At 71.2% G+C, this 18,146-nt stretch carries 17 protein-coding genes and 1 pseudogene; 10 read left to right on the forward strand and 8 right to left on the reverse strand.

Annotated elements, in window-relative coordinates:
• Positions 1-9: 9 nt before the first annotated feature.
• Positions 10-510 carry an ATP-binding protein gene (locus tag AQI88_RS42705; protein ID WP_079057426.1) on the reverse strand — a complete coding sequence of 167 codons (501 nt, stop codon included), beginning with the start codon at positions 508-510 and terminating at the stop codon, positions 10-12.
• Between the two features lie 107 nt (positions 511-617).
• Between AQI88_RS42705 and AQI88_RS07190 the strand changes: the two are divergent.
• Positions 618-1,146, forward strand: a pseudogene (locus AQI88_RS07190) (Scr1 family TA system antitoxin-like transcriptional regulator).
• Complete coding sequence (locus tag AQI88_RS07195) at positions 1,143-1,451, forward strand: DUF397 domain-containing protein (protein ID WP_079057427.1); 309 nt, start codon at positions 1,143-1,145, stop codon at positions 1,449-1,451. Before AQI88_RS07190 ends, AQI88_RS07195 begins: the two are co-directional and overlap by 4 nt.
• Before the next feature lie 31 nt (positions 1,452-1,482).
• Here the strand turns inward: AQI88_RS07195 and AQI88_RS07200 are convergent, their stop codons facing one another.
• Complete coding sequence (locus AQI88_RS07200; protein WP_066993563.1) at positions 1,483-2,133, reverse strand: DUF4360 domain-containing protein; 651 nt, start codon at positions 2,131-2,133, stop codon at positions 1,483-1,485.
• Between the two features lie 179 nt (positions 2,134-2,312).
• Positions 2,313-2,771: an RrF2 family transcriptional regulator gene (locus tag AQI88_RS07205; RefSeq protein ID WP_066993566.1), complete on the reverse strand. Its 459-nt coding sequence runs from the start codon at positions 2,769-2,771 to the stop codon at positions 2,313-2,315.
• Between the two features lie 75 nt (positions 2,772-2,846).
• Between AQI88_RS07205 and AQI88_RS07210 the strand changes: the two genes are divergently transcribed.
• A complete protein-coding gene (locus tag AQI88_RS07210) occupies positions 2,847-5,816 on the forward strand; it encodes a beta-galactosidase (protein ID WP_066993569.1) in 2,970 nt (989 codons plus the stop codon).
• A gap of 10 nt (positions 5,817-5,826) precedes the next feature.
• Here AQI88_RS07210 and arfA read toward each other — a convergent pair whose 3' ends face one another.
• The gene (gene arfA, locus AQI88_RS07215) at positions 5,827-7,341 is read right to left on the reverse strand and encodes an arabinosylfuranosidase ArfA (RefSeq protein ID WP_066993573.1); all 1,515 of its coding nucleotides are present in this window, start codon (positions 7,339-7,341) and stop codon (positions 5,827-5,829) included.
• 415 nt (positions 7,342-7,756) lie between these two features.
• Here arfA and AQI88_RS07220 point away from each other — a divergent pair, with 415 nt between their 5' ends.
• From AQI88_RS07220 to AQI88_RS07230, 3 genes are read left to right on the forward strand one after another with little or no spacing between them, the layout of a single operon-like run.
• A complete protein-coding gene (locus tag AQI88_RS07220; RefSeq protein ID WP_208615731.1) occupies positions 7,757-8,362 on the forward strand; it encodes a toxin-antitoxin system, toxin component family protein in 606 nt (201 codons plus the stop codon).
• Positions 8,359-9,585, forward strand: a complete 1,227-nt coding sequence (locus tag AQI88_RS07225) for an MAB_1171c family putative transporter (protein WP_066993576.1) — start codon at positions 8,359-8,361, stop codon at positions 9,583-9,585. The genes AQI88_RS07220 and AQI88_RS07225 overlap by 4 nt, the downstream gene beginning before the upstream one ends.
• Positions 9,578-10,975 (forward strand): FAD-dependent oxidoreductase, encoded by a 1,398-nt coding sequence (locus AQI88_RS07230; protein WP_107118481.1) that lies wholly within the window; start codon positions 9,578-9,580, stop codon positions 10,973-10,975. The genes AQI88_RS07225 and AQI88_RS07230 overlap by 8 nt, the downstream gene beginning before the upstream one ends.
• A gap of 178 nt (positions 10,976-11,153) precedes the next feature.
• On the opposite strand, the gene AQI88_RS07235 is transcribed toward AQI88_RS07230, so the two are convergent.
• Both AQI88_RS07235 and AQI88_RS07240 read right to left on the reverse strand, forming a co-directional pair.
• The gene (locus tag AQI88_RS07235; RefSeq protein ID WP_066993579.1) at positions 11,154-11,999 is read right to left on the reverse strand and encodes an SMP-30/gluconolactonase/LRE family protein; all 846 of its coding nucleotides are present in this window, start codon (positions 11,997-11,999) and stop codon (positions 11,154-11,156) included.
• Positions 11,996-12,769 carry an IclR family transcriptional regulator gene (locus AQI88_RS07240; RefSeq protein WP_066993582.1) on the reverse strand — a complete coding sequence of 258 codons (774 nt, stop codon included), beginning with the start codon at positions 12,767-12,769 and terminating at the stop codon, positions 11,996-11,998. Before AQI88_RS07240 ends, AQI88_RS07235 begins: the two co-directional genes overlap by 4 nt.
• Before the next feature lie 131 nt (positions 12,770-12,900).
• Here AQI88_RS07240 and AQI88_RS07245 point away from each other — a divergent pair, with 131 nt between their 5' ends.
• Entirely contained in the window at positions 12,901-13,458 is a 558-nt protein-coding gene (locus AQI88_RS07245; RefSeq protein WP_244184057.1) for a hypothetical protein, read from the forward strand.
• Positions 13,459-13,511: 53 nt separating this feature from the next.
• Here AQI88_RS07245 and AQI88_RS07250 read toward each other — a convergent pair whose 3' ends face one another.
• The gene (locus AQI88_RS07250; protein WP_066993588.1) at positions 13,512-14,342 is read right to left on the reverse strand and encodes an oxidoreductase; all 831 of its coding nucleotides are present in this window, start codon (positions 14,340-14,342) and stop codon (positions 13,512-13,514) included.
• 107 nt (positions 14,343-14,449) lie between these two features.
• Between AQI88_RS07250 and AQI88_RS07255 the strand changes: the two genes are divergently transcribed.
• Positions 14,450-15,352: a LysR family transcriptional regulator gene (locus AQI88_RS07255; protein ID WP_066993590.1), complete on the forward strand. Its 903-nt coding sequence runs from the start codon at positions 14,450-14,452 to the stop codon at positions 15,350-15,352.
• On the opposite strand, the gene AQI88_RS07260 is transcribed toward AQI88_RS07255, so the two are convergent.
• Positions 15,349-16,233 (reverse strand): ATP-grasp domain-containing protein, encoded by an 885-nt coding sequence (locus AQI88_RS07260; RefSeq protein WP_066993593.1) that lies wholly within the window; start codon positions 16,231-16,233, stop codon positions 15,349-15,351. The two genes, AQI88_RS07255 and AQI88_RS07260, sit on opposite strands and share 4 nt — an antisense overlap.
• 138 nt (positions 16,234-16,371) lie before the next feature.
• Here AQI88_RS07260 and AQI88_RS07265 point away from each other — a divergent pair, with 138 nt between their 5' ends.
• Both AQI88_RS07265 and AQI88_RS07270 read left to right on the forward strand, forming a co-directional pair.
• Complete coding sequence (locus AQI88_RS07265) at positions 16,372-17,442, forward strand: MerR family transcriptional regulator (protein WP_066993596.1); 1,071 nt, start codon at positions 16,372-16,374, stop codon at positions 17,440-17,442.
• Positions 17,443-17,622: 180 nt separating this feature from the next.
• Complete coding sequence (locus tag AQI88_RS07270) at positions 17,623-17,991, forward strand: hypothetical protein (RefSeq protein WP_159050305.1); 369 nt, start codon at positions 17,623-17,625, stop codon at positions 17,989-17,991.
• Positions 17,992-18,146 lie beyond the last annotated feature (155 nt).

An 18,146-nucleotide genomic window follows, 5' to 3' on the forward strand; every position in this document is an offset into this window, starting at 1 on the left:
AGCGGCTGGTCAGACTGATTGCGGGTCAACCATAGGCACACCGGTCACCATTGTGAGTGAAAAACACTCACCGTGATCGACTGCGGGACGTCGGCGACAGCCGAGCCGAGACGGCGGCAGGTCGACCTCGGCCCGCACGGTCTTGCCCGGCGGGTCGCGGTCGACCACCTCCCAGCGGTCGGCCAGAGCACCGACGAGCAGGAGCCCGCGCCCAGCGGCAGCGAGGGGTGCGGGCTCGCGTACATCCTCCGGGCCGGGCGGGCGTTCCTCCCGGGTGTCGGTCACCTCGATCCGCACGCTTCCGGCGAGCAGCGCAAGCCGCAACTCGAAGTCCCGGCCGGGCACGCGTCCATGGGTTACGGCATTGGCGGCCAGCTCGGCGACGATCACGGCTACGGCGTCGGCGGTGTCGGTGCCGTGGGGGATGCCCCAGGCGTCGAGCTGGGCGAGAGCGAGGTGCCTTGCCAGGCGGGCGCCGCGGGGGGTTGAGCTGAGGCGTTGGGTGAGCATGGGCCCAATGTGGGGGGTGTGAGGGGGGCTTCACCAGGCGTGCGGCGCGTACGGTGCGGGAGCGTACACGGTTACGGACTGGACAGTACTCGTGACTGACCGTAACCATGAGCTGCATGGGTACGGGAAACGGTGGTGAGCCGGAGTCATCGGACAGCATGCGGACGTTCGGGGCGGTGGTGCAAGCGCTGCGCGAGTATCACGGTTTGAGCAGGGAGGAGTTCGGCCGCCGGGTGGGCTACTCCAAGCACACGGTGGCGTCGGTGGAGCTGGGGCGACGGATGCCGGATGTGGGGTTCGTGGAGGCGGCACCTGTTCCTGCGACGCACCGGCGGCGTCGAGGTCACGCGGGGCCTCATCGGCCACGTGCTGAAAGTCGCCGAGTTGCGCAATGTGGAGATCCAGGTGATGCCGCTGGTACAGGAACAGCACGCTGGGCTACAAGGGCCAATTCGCCTGCTGGAAACCACGGCGACCAAGTGGTCTGCTTACAACGAGGGCCAGGAAATGGGTCAGTTGATCTCCGACCCCAAAGTGGTCAGCGTTCTCCAGGCCAGGCATGCCTGGATGCGCTCACAGGCTCTCACCATGCAGGACTCCGTGAGCCTGTTGCAGCGGATGCGAGAGGACCTATGAGCAGCAACTCGAAACCGGCCTGGTTCAAGAGCAGCTACAGCAGCGCATCCGGAGACGACTGCGTCGAGGTAGCCCTGACCTGGTACAAGTCCACGTACAGCAGCAGCGGCGACGGCGACTGTGTCGAGGTAGCCCTGGACTGGCACAAGTCGAGCTACAGCAGCGGTGCCGGCGATAACTGCATCGAGGTCGCCCACACCCCCACCGCCATCCACATCCGCGACTCGAAGGACAAGCACGGCCCCGAACTGGCCCTCTCCCCCGCCACCTGGGCCGACTTCCTCGGCTACGCCGCCCGGCACTGAGCACGACCGGCCGGGCGACGCAGTCACACCGCTACTTGGCCGGGCACTGTTTCCATGCCAGGTGGTACACCGTGCTGATGTCCCCGTCCGTCGAGTCCATCGTCATGAAGCTGACCTTGCCCGGTGACGAGCTGCCCGCGGCCACCCGTAGCTCGGTGTTGATGTTGAAGTTGCGGAGGACTCCGCAGGGGGACCAGACCAGCTGGGCCCAGTCGGTGCTGTCGGTGGCCTGCCAGTCGTCGTTGTAGGGGCCGTTGAAGGGGTGGGTTCTCGACGCGGTGTTCGAGGAGCCCTGGAAGTAGTACGAGGCCTTCTGCGTGCTGGTCGCGCCCGGCTGGAGCGAGAGGAAGCCCCGGTAGTCGGCGCTGGCCACGGCGTAGGTGAAGCCCTGCGGGACGTGCACGATCAGGTTGAGCTGGCAGTTCCTGCGGAAGGCCGTGGGGTCGGAGTTGCCGCCGACCTGGGCGAGGTAGTTGCTGTAGGTGACCGTGAAGGCGGTGTTGTCCGGGGAGACGGCCACGGCGGCCGTGCCCGCGGGACAGCCTGAGCCGTTCACCGTGGCGACGTCGATGACGATCTTGTCCGGGGGCGGGTCGTCGAAGACGGGGGAGGAGCTCTGGGCGGGTAGCGCGGTGGTGAGCAGAGCGGCTATGGCGCCGCCGAGCAGGAGTCCACCAGCCATGGTTTCTCCAGGTTGTCGAGTGGGGGGTTGGACCTCCGACCCATCCGTTCAACCTTGAAGAATCTGTGCGGAACCTGTGAAGGATGGGGAGGCGATGGGCATCGTAGGAAGCCCCGCTCCGCCCCGGGAGGGCGAACTCCGGCCATTCACAACGGGCTGTTCACACGTCCCCGAGGGCCTCAGGGGTTCTCCCACGCCCCCGGCTCCGCCGCCAGCTCCCGCACCGGCTCCGGCAGGGCGTCCGCCGCGAGGTCGGCGATGGTGACGCCCTCCAGGATGCGGCGGACGTTGGCGCGCAGGGCGATCCACAACGGCAGCAGCGGCTGGGCCGTGCCCGTGTAGGACAGCTCCGTCGGGCGTTCCCCCCGTACCGACACGATCGGGCCGTCCACGCCCCGGACGACGTCCGCCACCGTGATCGCGGCCGCGGGCCGGGCCAGCCGGTAGCCGCCGCCACCGCCGCGCCGGCTGTCGACGATTCCGGCACGTCGGAGGTCACCCAGGATGCCTTCCAGGAACTTGTGCGGAATGTCCTGTACGGCGGCGATTTCCTCTGCCTTCACCGGGCCGTCATCCTGCCGCACGGCCAGCTCCAGTACCGCCCGTACCGCGTAATCCGCCCGTGCCGAGATCCTCATGCGTCCATTGTGGGGCGTATCTCCATGGAGAATGGCCGGACCGCGCCCCCGTAAGATCGCCCGGGAGGATCCACCTTGGCGCTCAGCAGACGTACCTTCAGTGCCCTGGCCGGCTCGGCCGCGCTCGGCTTCGCCCTGGGCGGCAGCGGCGGCCCGGGGGCGCCTTCGGCGTACGCCGCGCACAGCGTGCCGACCGGCCCGGCACCCGCCCCTCCGCGCGCCGACGGCGAGCGGCACACCATCGGGTACGACCAGTACTCGCTGCTGGTCGACGGGCGGCGGCTGGTCGTGTGGTCCGGGGAGATGCATCCCTTCCGGCTGCCGAGTCCGTCCCTGTGGCGAGATGTGCTGCAGAAGATGCGGGCGCACGGCTTCAACGCCGTGAGCATCTACGTGTCGTGGAACTACCACTCCCCCGCGCCCGGCAAGTACGACTTCTCCGGCGTCCGGGACCTGGACCTGTTCCTGCGCATGGCCGCCGAGACCGGGCTGTACGTCATCCTGCGGCCCGGCCCGTACATCAACGCCGAGATCGACGGCGGCGGCTTCCCGGGCTGGCTGACGGTGACGAAGGGCACGGCCCGCACCGCCGACCCGACCTACCTGTCGTACGCCGACGAATGGCTGACCCAGGTGAACCGGATCGCCCGGCGGCACCTGTTCACGCAGGGCAAGGGCACGATCCTGCTCTACCAGATCGAGAACGAGTACGACTCCCACGTCGGGGAGGCGACCGGCCGGGACTACATGTCCCACCTGTACAAGAAGGTCAGGGAAGACGGGATCGACGTACCCCTCTTCCACAACGACAAGGGCAGGAACGGCCACTGGGTCCCGGGGTCGTTCGACACCGGCGGGGACAAGGACGGCTGGCTGTACGGGTTCGACGGGTATCCGTCGCCCACGCAGACGCCGCCGGACTGGGGGCACTTCGGGTCCGGCGGGCTCACCGGCGGGGCCACCGCCTCGCCGCACACGCCCGGGTTCGTGCCCGAGTTCGGGGGCGGCTGGTTCGACCCGTGGGGCGGGGCCTGGTTCGACGGCAAGGGGTACGCCGAGTCACGGCGCACCCGGGATGCGGCCTACGAGCGCCGCTTCTATCTGACCAACCTCGCCAACGGGCTCACCCTGCACAACGTGTACATGACCTTCGGCGGGACGTCGTGGGGATGGCTGCCCGCACCGGTGGTCTACACGTCGTACGACTACGGGGCGGCGATCGACGAGGGCCGCAACGTCACCGACAAGATCGCCCCGATGCACCAGCTCGGGCACCTGTTCCAGCGCGTGCCCGACTTCGCCCGGCTGGACCGGGCGGCCGAGGTGAAGGCGAAGGGGCTGAAGGTCTACCACCTGGCCAACCCGGACACCGGCACCCATGTGTACGTGGCCCGCAACGACGGCGCGGCCCCGGTCACCACCGACCTGCCGACGAACGCCGGGAAGCTGCGGATCACCGTGCCCGCGCACGACGCCCGCATGCTGACCACCGGACTCCCGCTCGGCAAGCGGACGCTGAAGCACTCCACCGCGCAGCCCATGCTGTGCCTGACGTCCGGGCGCAAGGACATCGCCGTGTTCACGGGGCGCCTGGGCGACATGGCGGACCTGGTCCTGAAGTGCCAGGAGGAGCCGTCCGTCATGCGCCTCGACCCGGAGGCCGGCTGGGCGTACGACAGCAACGAACTGCACGTCAACGCGCCCCTCGGGCAGGGCGGTCTCACCCGCGTACTGGTCGACAAGGGCGACAGCGACACCCCGCTGCTGCTGCTCTTCGCCGACGACGCCACCGCCGTGCGCATCTTCCCGTACGACACCCCGTCCGGCACCCTGCTCGTGTACGGCCCGGCCCTGCTGCGCCACGCCGAGCTGCGCGGTTCCGAGGTGCACCTGACAGGTGACGTCACCGAGACGACCAGCCTGGAGGTGTGGGGGCCGCGCGGGATCGCGAGCCTGGTGTGGAACGGCCGGAAGGTGCCGACCCGGGTCACCATGTCCGGCAGCCTGATGACCACCGGGCTGCTGCCCTCCGTGCCGGAGGTGCGGCTGCCCGAGCTGGGCGGCTGGCGGATGCGGACGGAGAACCCGGAGGCCGGGCCCAGCTTCGACGACTCGTCCTGGAAGGTCGCCGGCAAGAAGTCGTCGTGCAGCATCACTCCGGTCCCGAAGGACCAGCCGGTGCTGTTCGCCGACGACTACGGCTTCCACTACGGGGACGTCTGGTACCGGGGCACGTTCACCGGCTCCTTGGGCATCGAGGAGGTCTCGCTCGCCTACAGCACCGGCACCCAGGGCCTGTTGATGGCATGGCTGGACGGGGAGCCGCTGGGCACCCACCGGATGCCGGTGCCGGACAAGAACACCACCGTCAGGAAGGGAACTTGGGACGCCACCGCCGTCTTCCCGGTGGCCGAACGGCTGCGCTCGCCCGGCCGGCACGTGCTGTCGGTCCTGGTCCGGCGCATGCAGCACGACCAGGACGGCAAGGCGCTCGACACCCACAAGGCGGCGCGTGGCCTGACCGCCGCCCTCTTCAAGGGGGCGTCCCCGAAGGTGACGTGGCGGATCCAGGGCGAGGCGGCGCCGGATCCGGTGCGCGGGCCGCAGAACAACGGCGGCCTGTACGGGGAGCGGCGGGGCTGGCATCTGCCCGGCTTCCCCGACCGGGGCTGGGAGAAGGCGACCTTCCCGCGGGCCGAGCGGCGGCAGGGCGTGACCTGGTACCGGACGACGTTCCGGCTGTCGGTGCCGGCCGACATCGACGCCTCGGTCGGCCTGACCCTGGAGGACGATCCGTACCGCGCCTACCGGGCGCAGATCTTCCTCAACGGCTGGAACATGGGCCAGTACATCAACAACGTCGGCCCGCAGCACACCTTCGTCCTGCCGAACGGCATCCTGCGCACCCGGGGCGCCAACACCCTTGCGCTGGCGGTCCTTTCGGAGTTCACCACGGAGTCCGGGCCGGGGAACGTGAGCCTGACCCTGCTGGGCCGGGCGACCGGGGGAACACCGGTGGCTCCGGTGCCCTCCCCCGGCCGCTGAGCCGTCTCTGCTACGCCAGCCGGATCACGTTCCAGGACAGCGGCTCCAGTACGGCGGTGAGGGTGCCGTCCCGCAGGGCGGTGCCCTCGACCGGGTGCGGGGTGACCCGCTCCGGGGCGTCCTGGGTGTTACGGGCGTCGGGGTCGGCGTCCGCGAGGGCGCTGTGCTCGGCGACGGCCGTCAGGCCGAGCCCGCTCAGGGCGACTTCGAGCGGGAGCGGTTCGGTGCGGCTGCGGTTGACGGCGAACACGGTGACCGTGCCGTCGGCCGCCCTGACGGCGGTGGCGTGCAGCAGGTCCGTCTCGCCGTACTTCTTGGTCGCGTACGTCGGCGAGTCCACGCGGACGTCGAGCACCTCGCCACGGCCGTGCCGGGAGGCCTGCGCGAACGGGAAGAACGTGGTCTGCCGCCAGGCCGGGCCGCCCGGCTCGGTCATGATCGGGGCGATCACATTGACCAGCTGGGCCAGGCAGGCGACGGTGACCCGGTCGGCGTGCCGGAGCAGTGCGATCAGGAGCGAGCCGAAGACGACCGCGTCGGTGACGCTGTAGTTGTCCTCCAGCAGGCGCGGAGCCTCCGGCCAGTCGCTCTGGTCGATGGTCCTGGCGTGCTCCTCCCAACGGGACAGGTACCAGACGTTCCACTCGTCGAAGGAGAGGTTGATCTTCTTCCTGGACTTGAGGCGGGCACCGACGTGGTCGGCCGTGGCCACCACGTTCTCGATGAAGGACTCCATGTCGACGGCAGAGGCCAGGAAGGAGTCCAGGTCGCCGTCGACGGGCTCGTAGTAGGCGTGCAGCGAGATGTGGTCGACCAGCTCGTAGGCCTCCTGGAGGACCGTCGCCTCCCACTCGGCGAAGGTGGGCATGGACTGGCTGGAGGAGCCGCAGGCCACCAGTTCCACGGAAGGGTCGATCTGGCGCATCGCCCGGGCCGTCTCGGCGGCGATACGGCCGTACTCCTCGGCCGTCTTGTGGCCGGTCTGCCAGGGGCCGTCCATCTCGTTGCCCAGGCACCAGAGCTTGATGCCGAAGGGTTCCTTGTCGCCGTGGGCCGCGCGGAGGTCGGAGAGGGCGGTTCCGGAGGGGTGGTTGGCGTACTCCTGGAGTTCGAGGGCCTCGGCGACACCCCTTGTGCCGAGGTTGACGGCCATCATGGGTTCGGCCTGGGGGCCGAGCTTCTTCAGGAAGGCGATGTATTCGGAGAGGCCGAAGCGGTTCGACTCCGTCGAGTGCCAGGCGAGGTCGAGGCGGCGGGGGCGCTCCGCTTGGGGGCCGACCGAGTCCTCCCATTTATAGCCGGAGACGAAGTTGCCGCCCGGGTAGCGGATCGTGGTGACGCCGAGTTCGCGGACGAGGTTCAGGACGTCGGTGCGGAGTCCTTCGGAATCAGCCATGGGATGGGTCGGTTCGTAGATGCCCGTGTAGACGCAGCGGCCGAGGTGTTCGACGAAGGAGCCGAAGAGGCGGGGGTGTACTTGGCCGACGGTGAAAGCGGGGTCGAGGGTGAAGCGGGCGGTACGCATGGTCGCCTTTCGGGGTGGGGTGCTTGTGTCTCGTTGGCGCGTGCGGGTGCGTTGTGGCTGGTCGCGCCCACGCGGCGGAGCCGCATATCGAACACAGCCCCGCGCCCCTAAGAGACCTTGGGCCGGCCGTCTTTCGTCCAGCTGAGCTTGTTCAGCCCCAGCTTTGGGGCGCCGTTGTCAGGCTGTTCCATACCCTGCCCCCCACCGTTCGAGATATCGAATGACGCTCGCAACTTCGAACCGGACCGTAGATTCGAAGCGCTCGCGCGTCAATGGGTCGGGCGAAAGCCTTCGTCCGCCTGTGTACGGAAGCGGAAATTCCACGTTGAACAACGCTCGCCGGATCGCATGACGCGAACACACCAGGGCGCGTACCCTCATTCGAGCCGCACAACTGCGGTGAGAAGGGGGACCGATGACCATCGCGGGCGCGCGGCAGCGGGCGGTACGGCTGGCCGCACGACTGCGTCGCTCCCGTCCGGGCTCGGCGATGCGCTCCCTGGCCGCCGACCTCGCCGCCGCCGTCCACGCGCGGCCGCAGGCGCCGGGCGAGGTGCGGGACCTGTGCCAGACACTGTGCGAGGAGATGAGCGCACGGCGGGCCGGGCGGCCGGTGAAACTGCGCTTCGAGCGCTTCCCGGACGAGATCGAGGTCACCGGCCTGTGGGTGGAGTTCCAGGACTTCGACCTGGTCATCGTGGAGGAGCGGGCCGCGGCCATGCAGCAACTGGTCATCCTCGGGCACGAGTTGTGGCATCTGCACGTCGGGCACCGGCACCACGACCTGGCCGGGGCCGCCGCGGCCCGCGCGCTGGCGGACGAGCCCGCGCTGCACGGCCTGGCGCTGACGGTCGCCGCCCGCAACGGCTCCCGGGAGGCCGACGAGGCCGAGGCCGACGACTTCGGCCACCGTCTGGCCACGCTGCTGCGGCCCCGGCTCGCCGGCCCCGGATCCGGCACGCCCCTCGACCCGGTGCAGCGCTCCCTCGGCTACCGCGGGCGGGGCGGAGCCGCGCGGTGACCCTGGCACTGAACCCCTCGAACGTCCTCGGCGAGTTCTACATCTCCTTCTGGATCCCGACCGCCGTGCTCACCGCGGCCCTGGTGATCAAGCTGCCCACGATCATCCGGCTGTGGCGGGACCCGCTGCTGCGCGCGGTCGGCGGACTGCTGCTGCTCGCCTGCGGGGTGTTCGTGTTCTGCACGCCCTCCACGATCGCCGCCGTCAACCGGCTGACCGGCGTGCCCAACATCTCGGCGCCCTGGTGCTATTCGCTGATCACCGCGTTCTGCGGGTCCTGTCTGCTGCTGATCATCACCTGGCGCAACGGCCTGTCCGACCGCTCGGCCGTCACCCGCCGCGCGCTGCGCTGGGTCGTCTCGGTCTACTCCGGGGTGATCGCCGCCCTCTGGGGACTGTTCCTGCTCGCCGACGTGCCCGTGGAGCGGCTGCGGGACCTGGACACCTACTACGCCACCACCCCGTTCATGAGCGAGGAGATCCTGCTCTACCTCGTGGCGCACGCCGTGGCCGTCCTGATCACCTCCAAGCTGATCTGGAACTGGGTGCGCACCGAAGGTCTGGACGCCTGGCTGCGCTGGGGGCTGAAGCTGCTGGGCGCCGGCTACGTCCTGAACCTGATCTTCGACGCGTCCAAGCTGATCGCCGTCACCGCGCGCTGGTTCGGCCGGAACGTGGACTGGCTCAGCACCGATCTCGCCCCGCCGGTGGCCGCTCTGTCCGCCATCCTGATCGCGGTCGGCTTCATCCTGCCGCACGCCGGCCAGTACCTGCACGACCGCTGGCGGGTCCGGCGCGCCCACCGCGAACTGCGGCCGCTGTACCAGCTGATGCGGTCCGCCAGCGGTGAGGGCGTGCCGTTCGTGCTGCGGGCCACGCCCGAGCTGCGGCTGACCCGGCGCGAGACGTTCATCCGGGACGTGCTGCTGCCGCTGGCCCGGCACCTCGACACCGGCCTCGGCAGGCGCTCGTACGACGCCGCGCTCGACCTCGGCCACCCGCCGGAGCGGGCCCGGGCACTGGCGGCCGCGGTGAACATCCTCGACGCGATCGAGGCCAGGCGCCGTACCCCCGAGCCGCCCGAGCCCGCCGCCGGACCCGACACCACGAGCCTGCTCCAGGAGATCGGCGCGGTGTCCCGGGCCCTGCGCCACCCCGACGAGATCGAGGCGGTACGCGCCCTCGCGACCGCCCCAGCAGAGAGCGTGCCCGTCCATGAGTGACCGCCCCACCACCGCCGTCGTCCTCGGCGGCTCCCTCGCCGGCATGCTCGCGGCCCGGGCCCTGACCGGGTTCGCCGACCGGGTCACCGTCGTGGAGCGGGACGCACTGCCCGAGGGACCCGAGCCGCGCCGGGGCCTGCCGCAGGCCCGCCACGTCCACCAGCTGTGGTCGGGCGGGGCGCGGGCCCTGGAGGAGCTGGTGCCGGGGGCGGCGGAGCGGCTGCGGGCGGCGGGGGCACACCGGTTGCCGGTCACCACGGACATGGTGGCCCTGTCCCCCCACGGCTGGTACCGGCGGTGGGCCGAGTCGCACCACATGATCCTGTGCAGCCGCGACCTGCTGGACGCGACCGTGCGCGCGCAGGTGCTCGCCGACCGGCGGATCGAGGTCCTCGAGCGGGCCGAGGCGGTCCGGCTCACCTCCACGGACACGACGGTCACCGGCGTACGGATCCGCGCCCACGACAACGCCGAGCGCACGCTCGCGGCCGATCTGGTCGTCGACGCGACCGGGCGCGGCTCGCGCACACCCCGGTGGCTGACCGGGCTCGGGCTGCCGGTGCCGGAGCGGCGGGAGGTCAACTCCGGGATCGTGTATGCGACCCGGCTGTACCGGGCACCCGAGCAGGCACGGGACGGCTTCCCGGTGGTGAGCATCCAGCCGGATCCGCGCACCGGAGAACCGGGCCGCGGCGGTGTGCTCCTGCCGGTGGAGGACGGCCGCTGGATGGTGACGCTCTACGGCTCCCGGGGCGCCGAACCCTGCGCCGACGCCGACGACTTCGTGCGCTACGCCCGGGAGGAGCTACGGCACCCGGTCATCGCCGAGCTGCTCGCGGAGGCGGAACCGCTCAGTGAGGTGACGCTCACCCGGACCACCGCGAACCGGCGCCACTTCTACGAGCGGATGCGGGTGTGGCCCGAGAACTTCGTGGCCCTCGGGGACGCGGTGTGCGCGCTGAACCCGGTGTACGGCCACGGGATGTCGGTCTCGGCCCAGTCCGCGCTGGCGCTGCGGGATGTGATCCTCCGCCAGGGCGGCCTGGGCACTCCCGGCCTGTCCCGGCACGTCCAGAAGGCGGTGGGGCGGACGGTGCGGACGGCCTGGGACCTGGCGATCGGGACGGACGTGTTCTACCCCGGCGCCACGGAGACCGGCCCCACGCTCCGCGACCGGATCCTGTCCGCCTACGTCGGCCGCCTGCTGTACACCGCGACGGGCAACGGCCGCATCGCCCGCAGAGTCACTGACGTGACGTCCCTGGAGCGGGGGCCGGAGGTGCTCCTGACCCCGAGCATGCTGGTCGCTGCCGCGGTGGGGCCGTTGAAACCTGCGCTGAACGCTCCGCCGCTGACTTTGGAGGAGCTTAAGGCTGCGGGGGTTTTGTAGGGCAGCTGCGGTCCGTCGCCGAGTGCGGGCCGGTGGGGGCTTGTCGCGCAGTTCCCCGCGCCCCTTTGGGGCGCGCTTAGCTTCGGGCAGTCGTGCTGCTGGGGCGGCACGGGTGGGCGCAGCGGCACCCCGCCAACGCGGGCGAGCGGCACCCACCCCCGGCCCGCAGCAACGCCGTTCAGCCCGAGAACGCCGGCTGCGGCAACCCCTTCCCCGCCCCCGGCACCACCAGCAGCGAACCCGACGTGGGGTGCGGAGCCGACAGGCCCGTGCGGGCCGTCGTGATGTACAGATCGCTCAAGTCCGCGCCACCGAACGCACAGGCCGTCGTCCGCGGTGCCGGCAAGGCGATGACGCGGTCCAGCTCGCCGGACGGCGTGTAGCGGCGCACCGCTCCCCCGTCCCACAGGGCCACCCACACACACCCGTCCGCGTCGACCGTCAGGCCGTCGGGGAAACCGGCGCCCTCCTCGATCTCCGTGAGCGTGCGGCGGTTGCGGATGCCCTCGCCGTCGTAGTCGAAGACGTCCACGCGCCGGGTCGGTGTGTCGGCGTAGTACATCAGACGGCCGTCCGGGCTCCAGCCGGTGCCGTTGCTGACCGTGACGTCGGGGAGGATCGTGTCCACCGCTCCGTCGCCGGTCAGGCGGGACAGCGTGCCGCCGCCCTGCGCCTCGTCGTAGCGCATCGTGCCCGCCCACAGGGAGCCGTCGGGAGCGACGGCCGCGTCGTTCGCGCGGCGGCCGGGCACCGGCTCGTGGTGCAGCCAGCGGAAGGTGTCGTCGGCGTCCAGCAGGCCGACGCCGTCCCGCAGGTTCAGCACCAGCCCGCCGCCCGCACGGGGCTTCGCCGCCCCGACGTGCTGCTCCGTCGTACGAACCGTCCGGCGGCCGGACGAGGGGTCGTACGTGTGGACGCGCATGCCCAGGATGTCCAGCCAGAGGAGGCGCCCCGTCGCCGGGTCCCAGGTCGGGCCCTCGCCGAGCGCCGCCTCCGCCTGGACGGCGACCTCGTACGCCGTCATGCCACGCTCCGGTGCCCGAGCCGCTCCGACAGCTCCGCCGCACCCTTCGCGGCCAGCTGCTCCAGCTCCGCCCGGCGCTCGTCGCTCCAGCGGATCATGGGGACGGAGATGGACAGGGCGGCGACGACCTGGCCCGCGCGGTCGCGTACCGGTGCCGCCACGCAGGACACGTCCGGGTTGGACTCGCGGCTCTCCACCGCGAGGCCCCGCTCCCGGATCTGAGCCAGGGCCTCGCGCAGGGCGCCCGGATCGGTGATGCTGTTGGGGGTCATCGCGGTCAGCTCGGCGTTGTCCGGGATCCGCGACGCCAGTTCCTGCTCCGGCAGCGAGGCCAGCAGCATCTTGCCGACCGAGGTGCAGTGGGCGGGCAGCCGGCGCCCTGCGGCCGAGACCATGCGCACCGCGTGCGTGGAGTCGACCTTGGCGATGTAGATGACGTCGGTGCCTTCGAGGATGGCCACGTGGACCGTCTCGTCGCAGGTCTCGGCCACCGAGCGGGCCACCTGCTGCCCCTCGGCCGCGAGGTCGAGCTGCTCGGCGTAACGGCTGCCGAGCTGGTACGGGCGTACGCCGAGCCGGTACCGTCCGGGCTGTCCCGGCACCTGCACGATGTACGAGCGTGCGGCGAGCGTGGTGACCAGCTCGTGCACGGTGGTGCGCGGCAGTTGCAGCTTGCGCACGATGTCGGGGGCGGAGAGTGTCCCGTCCCCGTCGAGGAACAGCTCCAGAATGTCGAGAGCCCGGGTCACGGCAGGCACGAGGCGTCCCACGTCCGGCCCCCTCCCTTGGGTCTAAGCGTCTGTGTTCGAGATTTCAACAGACGATCGGCATGACGAACACAGGCTAGCCATGGTGGGTTGCGCGGGCAATGGTCAGGCACAAGCCGGGCACCATGGGTGCCATGTATCCCGACTTCCAGCTGGTGCTGCTGCGCCGCATGGCCGACCACAACCCGGACCTGGTCGAGGACGCCCGGCGCGCCCTGGGCGCGTCGATCGCGGACATGCGGGAGGCGAACAAACGCTGGCAGGCCATGCTCCGGTCACCGCGAGCCCGGTCGGCCGCCGCCCGCTACCGCTCGGTCCTCGGCGAACCCGAGGCCGTCGTCCCGCGCCGCCTCGGTGACGTCGACTGCGAGGCCCGGCAGTGGGCGCTGCCCCTGTGGCCCGGCCTGCGCTTCGAGGTGCTGGTCTCCCCCGACGGCGCCGTCTGGAACGAGTGGCTGGTGCGCGCGCCGGGCGCCCCCGCCCCGGACCTGCGCACCCTGGACGACCTCATGCCGTGGTCCTGCACGGTGGACGAGGCCGCCCGCGCCTTCGCCCCCGCCCGGCCCCTGGAGGGCACGGCCCCCACCCGCTGGGGGCTCGCCTTCACCGCTCCCGACCGGGACGGCGTACGGCACGAGGTCGTCGCCGAGTTCACCTGGGGGCTGCTCCAGCGGACGGCGGTCCGCACCTGAGCCGGTCGCGGGCCTTCTCAGGCACTTCCTCAGGCACTTCCTCAGGCGCCTTCTCAGGCATCGAAGGCCGTGGCCCTGGTCTGCTTCTCCCAGGCGGCGACGTCCTCGCGGACCTGGTCGAGGTGGGCCAGGACGGCGCTCACCCCGTCGTCACCGAGCGGCAGCCGCAGCGGGGTCTCATCCGCCTCCAGCGCGGCCAGGATCAGGGCCGCCGCCTTGTCCGGGTCACCGGGCTGCGTACCGTCGCCGCCCGCGACGAGACCGCGGGTCACGCCCACCTTGGCGTACACCCCGCTGTCGGCGCTGACGCCGGCCCGGCCCGGGTCCATCAGCGAGGTCCGGAAGCCGCCCGGCTCCACGATCAGCACCTTGATGCCGAACTCCCGCACCTCGTCCGCGAGCGCCTCGGACATGCCCTCCAGCGCGAACTTCGTCCCGCTGTACGCCCCGAAGCCCGCGAAGGACATCTGCCCGCCCATGCTGCTCATCTGCACGATGGCCCCCGAACGCCGCTCCCGCATGTGCGGCAGTACCGCCCGCACCAGGGCTGCCGGGCCGAAGACATGCAGGTCGAACAGGTCCCGCAGCTCCTGGTCCGTGGTCTCCTCGACGGCGCCGACGTGCGTACGGCCCGCGTTGTTGACCAGCACGTCGATCCGCCCGTGCCGCGCCACCACGTCCCGTACGGCCTCCTCGATCGCGGCCGCGTCGGTGACGTCCAGCCGCAGCGCCTCCACCTGGTCGGGATGCGCGGCCACCAGATCGTCCAGCGCCTCCGGGCGCCGGGCCGCGCCGACCACCACGTCACCGGCGGCGACGGCCGCCTGGGTGATCGCCCGCCCGAAGCCGCTGCTCGCACCGGTCACCAGCCATACCTTGTTCACGGCAACTCCCGTAAGTCCCTGAGTCCTTGTCTTCGTCTCCCTGACACGAACCAGCCTGCTGCCGAATGCCGTTGCCCGTCCAAGACCCACGGTGATAACCAACGGTTATGACCATCGACGTCCACGCACGCGACCTGCGCTACTTCGTCGCCGTCGCCGAGGAACTGCACTTCACGCGCGCCGCCGAGAAGCTGTACGTCTCACAGCCCGCGCTCAGCAAGCAGATCCGGGCGCTGGAGCGACAACTGGGGGCCGAGCTGCTGCTCCGCGACCAGCACGCGGTGGCGCTGACGGCCGCGGGCGAGGCGCTGCTGCCGCACGCCCGGCAGGTGCTGGCCGCGTGGGCGGAGGGCGCTGCCGCGGTGGAGGCGGCCAAGGCGGCGCAGCGCAGCACGCTCGTGGTGGGCATGAGCACCCGTCCGGGCCGGGGCGGACTGCTGCCGGCCATCCGCTCCCGCTTCACGGCCGCGCACCCCGGGGCCACCGCCCGGCTGCGCCAGGTGAGCTGGGAGGACCCGACGGCGGGGCTGGCGGACGGCAGCGCGGACGTCGCCTTCGTGTGGTTGCCGCTGCCGGACGAGGAGCGCTACGCCTGGACGGTGCTCGCCGAGGAGCCCCGCCTGGTCGCCCTCCCCGACACCCACCCACTCGCCGCCCACGCCGAGATCGACTTCGCGGACCTGAGGGACGAGCCGTTCCTCGCCCTGCCGAAGAGTGCGGGCCCGCTGCGCGACTACTGGCTCGCCCTGGACGCCCGCGCCGGCCGTCCGCCGCGCATCGGTGCGGAGATCGCCGGGGTGGAGGAGACGTACGAGGCGCTCGTCGCCGGCCTCGGGGTCTGCCTGGTCGCCGAGGGCAACGCCCCGCTGATCACCCTGGGCGGTGTCACCACCCGCCCGGTGCAGGGCATCGGCCCCAGCCGCTACGCCCTGGCCTGGCGCCGCGAGGACGAGGCACGGCCGCTGGTCCGGGCATACGCCCAGGCGTGCCGGGCGACGGTCGCGCCCTAGTCTCCTGCGGCGGCCGCCAGGATCGCCTCCGTGACGCGCGGCAGCGAGTCCGGGTGCAGGAACAGGAACAGGTTCGGCTCCACCAGTTCCAGCTCCATCACACGCGGCTGTCCGTCCTCCCCGTCGACCAGGTCCACGCGCGCGTACAGCAGCCCCGGCGCGCCGCCGGGTATGGCGGTCAGCGCCTTCTCGGCCACGGCGAGTTCGGCGTCCGTGGGCTGCCAGGGCTCCAGGTCGGGGTGGGCGACCTTGTCGGCGTCGTAGGCGGTACCGGGAGACAGGACGGCGCCCTTGCGACTGGCGTGCAGCAGGAGGCCGCCGAAGAACTGCAGCGCCCGCTCCCCGCTGACGTCGATGTGCCGCAGGTACGGCTGCACCATCGCGGTGAAGCCCTCCGCGTGCATCCGCGCCAGCTGCCGTACGGCGGTCTCGGTGTCGTGCTCGGCGGGTGTGTAGCGGGCGGCGAACCGAGCGCCGGCGCCGGAGGTCGGCTTGATCACGTACTCGTGGTCGGCGGGCAGGTCGGCGGGTTCGCCCGGGGCGATGTAGCGCGTGGGGACGGTGGGCACGCCGGCCGCGGCCAGTTCCCCGAGGTAGCGCTTGTCGCTGTTCCAGCGCACGACGGCGGCGGGATTGGCGAGGCGCGTGACGGCACCGACCCGGTCCACCCACGCCGCGAACTCCTCGGCGCGCCAGCTGTAGTCCCAGGTCGAGCGGATGACGACGAGGTCGTAGTCACCCCAGTCGGCGTCCGGGTCGTCCCAGTGCCGGGCCTCCGCCTCGGCCCCGGCATCCGTCAGTGCCCGTACGAGCACCGGCAGGTCGCCGTCCTTACTCGGCTCGGCTCCGGGGTCGTAGGTGGCGAGGGCGATACGGGGCACGGCGGGCTCCCTGTCGTACGGCGGTTCGATCGGTTGTGAGGCTAACAAGCGCGGCAGGAACCAGGACAGCGCGATTGACCTTCACCTTTGGGGAAGCCCCAGCATCGGTGGCGTACGAGGAGGAAGGCGAGGAGCCTCATGGAGCTGCTGACGATCGGTGCGTTCGCCAAGGCGAGCCGGCTGTCGCCCAAGGCGCTGCGACTGTACGACGAGCTGGAACTGCTGCGGCCCGCCCGGGTCGACCCGGACACCGGCTACCGGTACTACGCCGTGGAGCAGCTCCAGCAGGCCCGTCTCGTGGCCTGGCTGCGGCGGCTGGGCATGCCGCTGGCCGAGATCCGGGCGGTGCGCGCCCTGGACCCGGCCGGTGCCGCGCGGGAGATCCGGGCGTACTGGGCCCGGGTCGAGGCGGAGACGGCCGTACGGCGGGATCTCGCCGCGTTCCTCGTCGACCAGCTGACCGGCGAGTCGAGAAGGGACCACACCACCATGCTGGAACTGCGTTATTCCGCCCACTCCGACCGTGGGCACGTCCGCCCGGCCAACCAGGACACGGTGTACGCGAGCCGCAGGCTGCTCGCCGTGGCCGACGGATGCGGCCCGGCGGGGGCACCCGCGAGCCGCGCGGCCGTCGAGGCGCTGAAGTTCCTGGATGAGGAGGAGCTGGGCGCCGGCAACGTACTGAACCTGCTGGAGGATGCCGTGCGGGGGGCGAGCGAGGCCGTACAGGACCTCGGGGAGGAGGGCGAGGAGAACGGCACCACACTCACCGCACTGCTGTGGACGGGGTCGAAGCTGGCCCTGGTCCACATCGGGGACTCGCGGGCGTATCTGCTGCGGGACGGTGAGCTGTTCCGGATCACCCATGACCACAGCGTCGTTCAGTCGCTGATCGACGAGGGGCGGCTGACGCCGGAGGAGGCCGTGAGTCATCCGCAGCGGGCGCTGCTGTTGAAGGCGCTCGGTACGCCTACCCCTCCGGTTCCGGACCTGCGTCTGCACGAGGTTCGGGCCGGTGATCGGTATCTGTTGTGCACCGACGGGTTGACCGGTGTTGTCCCTGACGAGCGGATCAAGGAGCTGCTTGCTGGGGAGGATGCGGTGCGGGTGCTGGTCGATGAGGCGAATGCGGCGGGGGGTCCTGACAACGTGAGCTGTGTTGTGGCTGACGCCGTTCTGCCCACCCGCCCACCCGTCTCGGTCGGATAGAAGAGAGGCTGGTCTCTCGGCTTGATGACGCCCGGGCCCCGGTGTGGGTTCGGCGTCGTCGCATGTGTGTCCCCGTCGACGTATGCGTGTCCCCGCCGACAGAAACATTCGGCCAAAGGCCCTCCACCGTGCCGAGTACCGCGTTGCGATCGGCAAGGTACCGATGTGATGATCCCGGGCATGGCTGACTACGGGGGTGGCGCCGACTCGTCGGGACCGATACGCAGGTCACGGCTGGCGGAATACGTGGAGCTGGCCGACACGGACGTATCCGGCGAGATTCCTGCTCCTGGGCAAGGCACACCGTTCGCCCCCACTACCCCGTCACCGGCCACCACATCTGCTCCCTCCGAGGCGGACGACATCACGTGCAGGCGCCGGGAGTTCGTGGCCGAGGCCGGGCTGCCGCGCGGGGTGCTGGTGGACGCGTGCGACGGGGAGCGGGGGCTGGTGCTGCCACCGGTGCTCGGGATCGTGCCGGAGGCGGTGGCCGTGGACGGGCCGGATGGCGCCGGTGGAGCGGGGGAAGCGGAACCGGAGCACGTATGAGTGGCGTGTGGGACATGGGCTTGTTGGGTGCCTCGGGTGCCGGGACCGGACGACCGACGGGGGAGGAACGGTAATGCAGTCGACACCGAACGGAGGCGGGGACGCGGGTTCTGTCCCTTCCGGCAGCAGCGGGGCCGGAGGACCGGATCTGCGGG

Source organism: Streptomyces cellostaticus, from assembly GCF_001513965.1.
Taxonomy (GTDB): Bacteria; Actinomycetota; Actinomycetes; order Streptomycetales; family Streptomycetaceae; genus Streptomyces; species Streptomyces cellostaticus.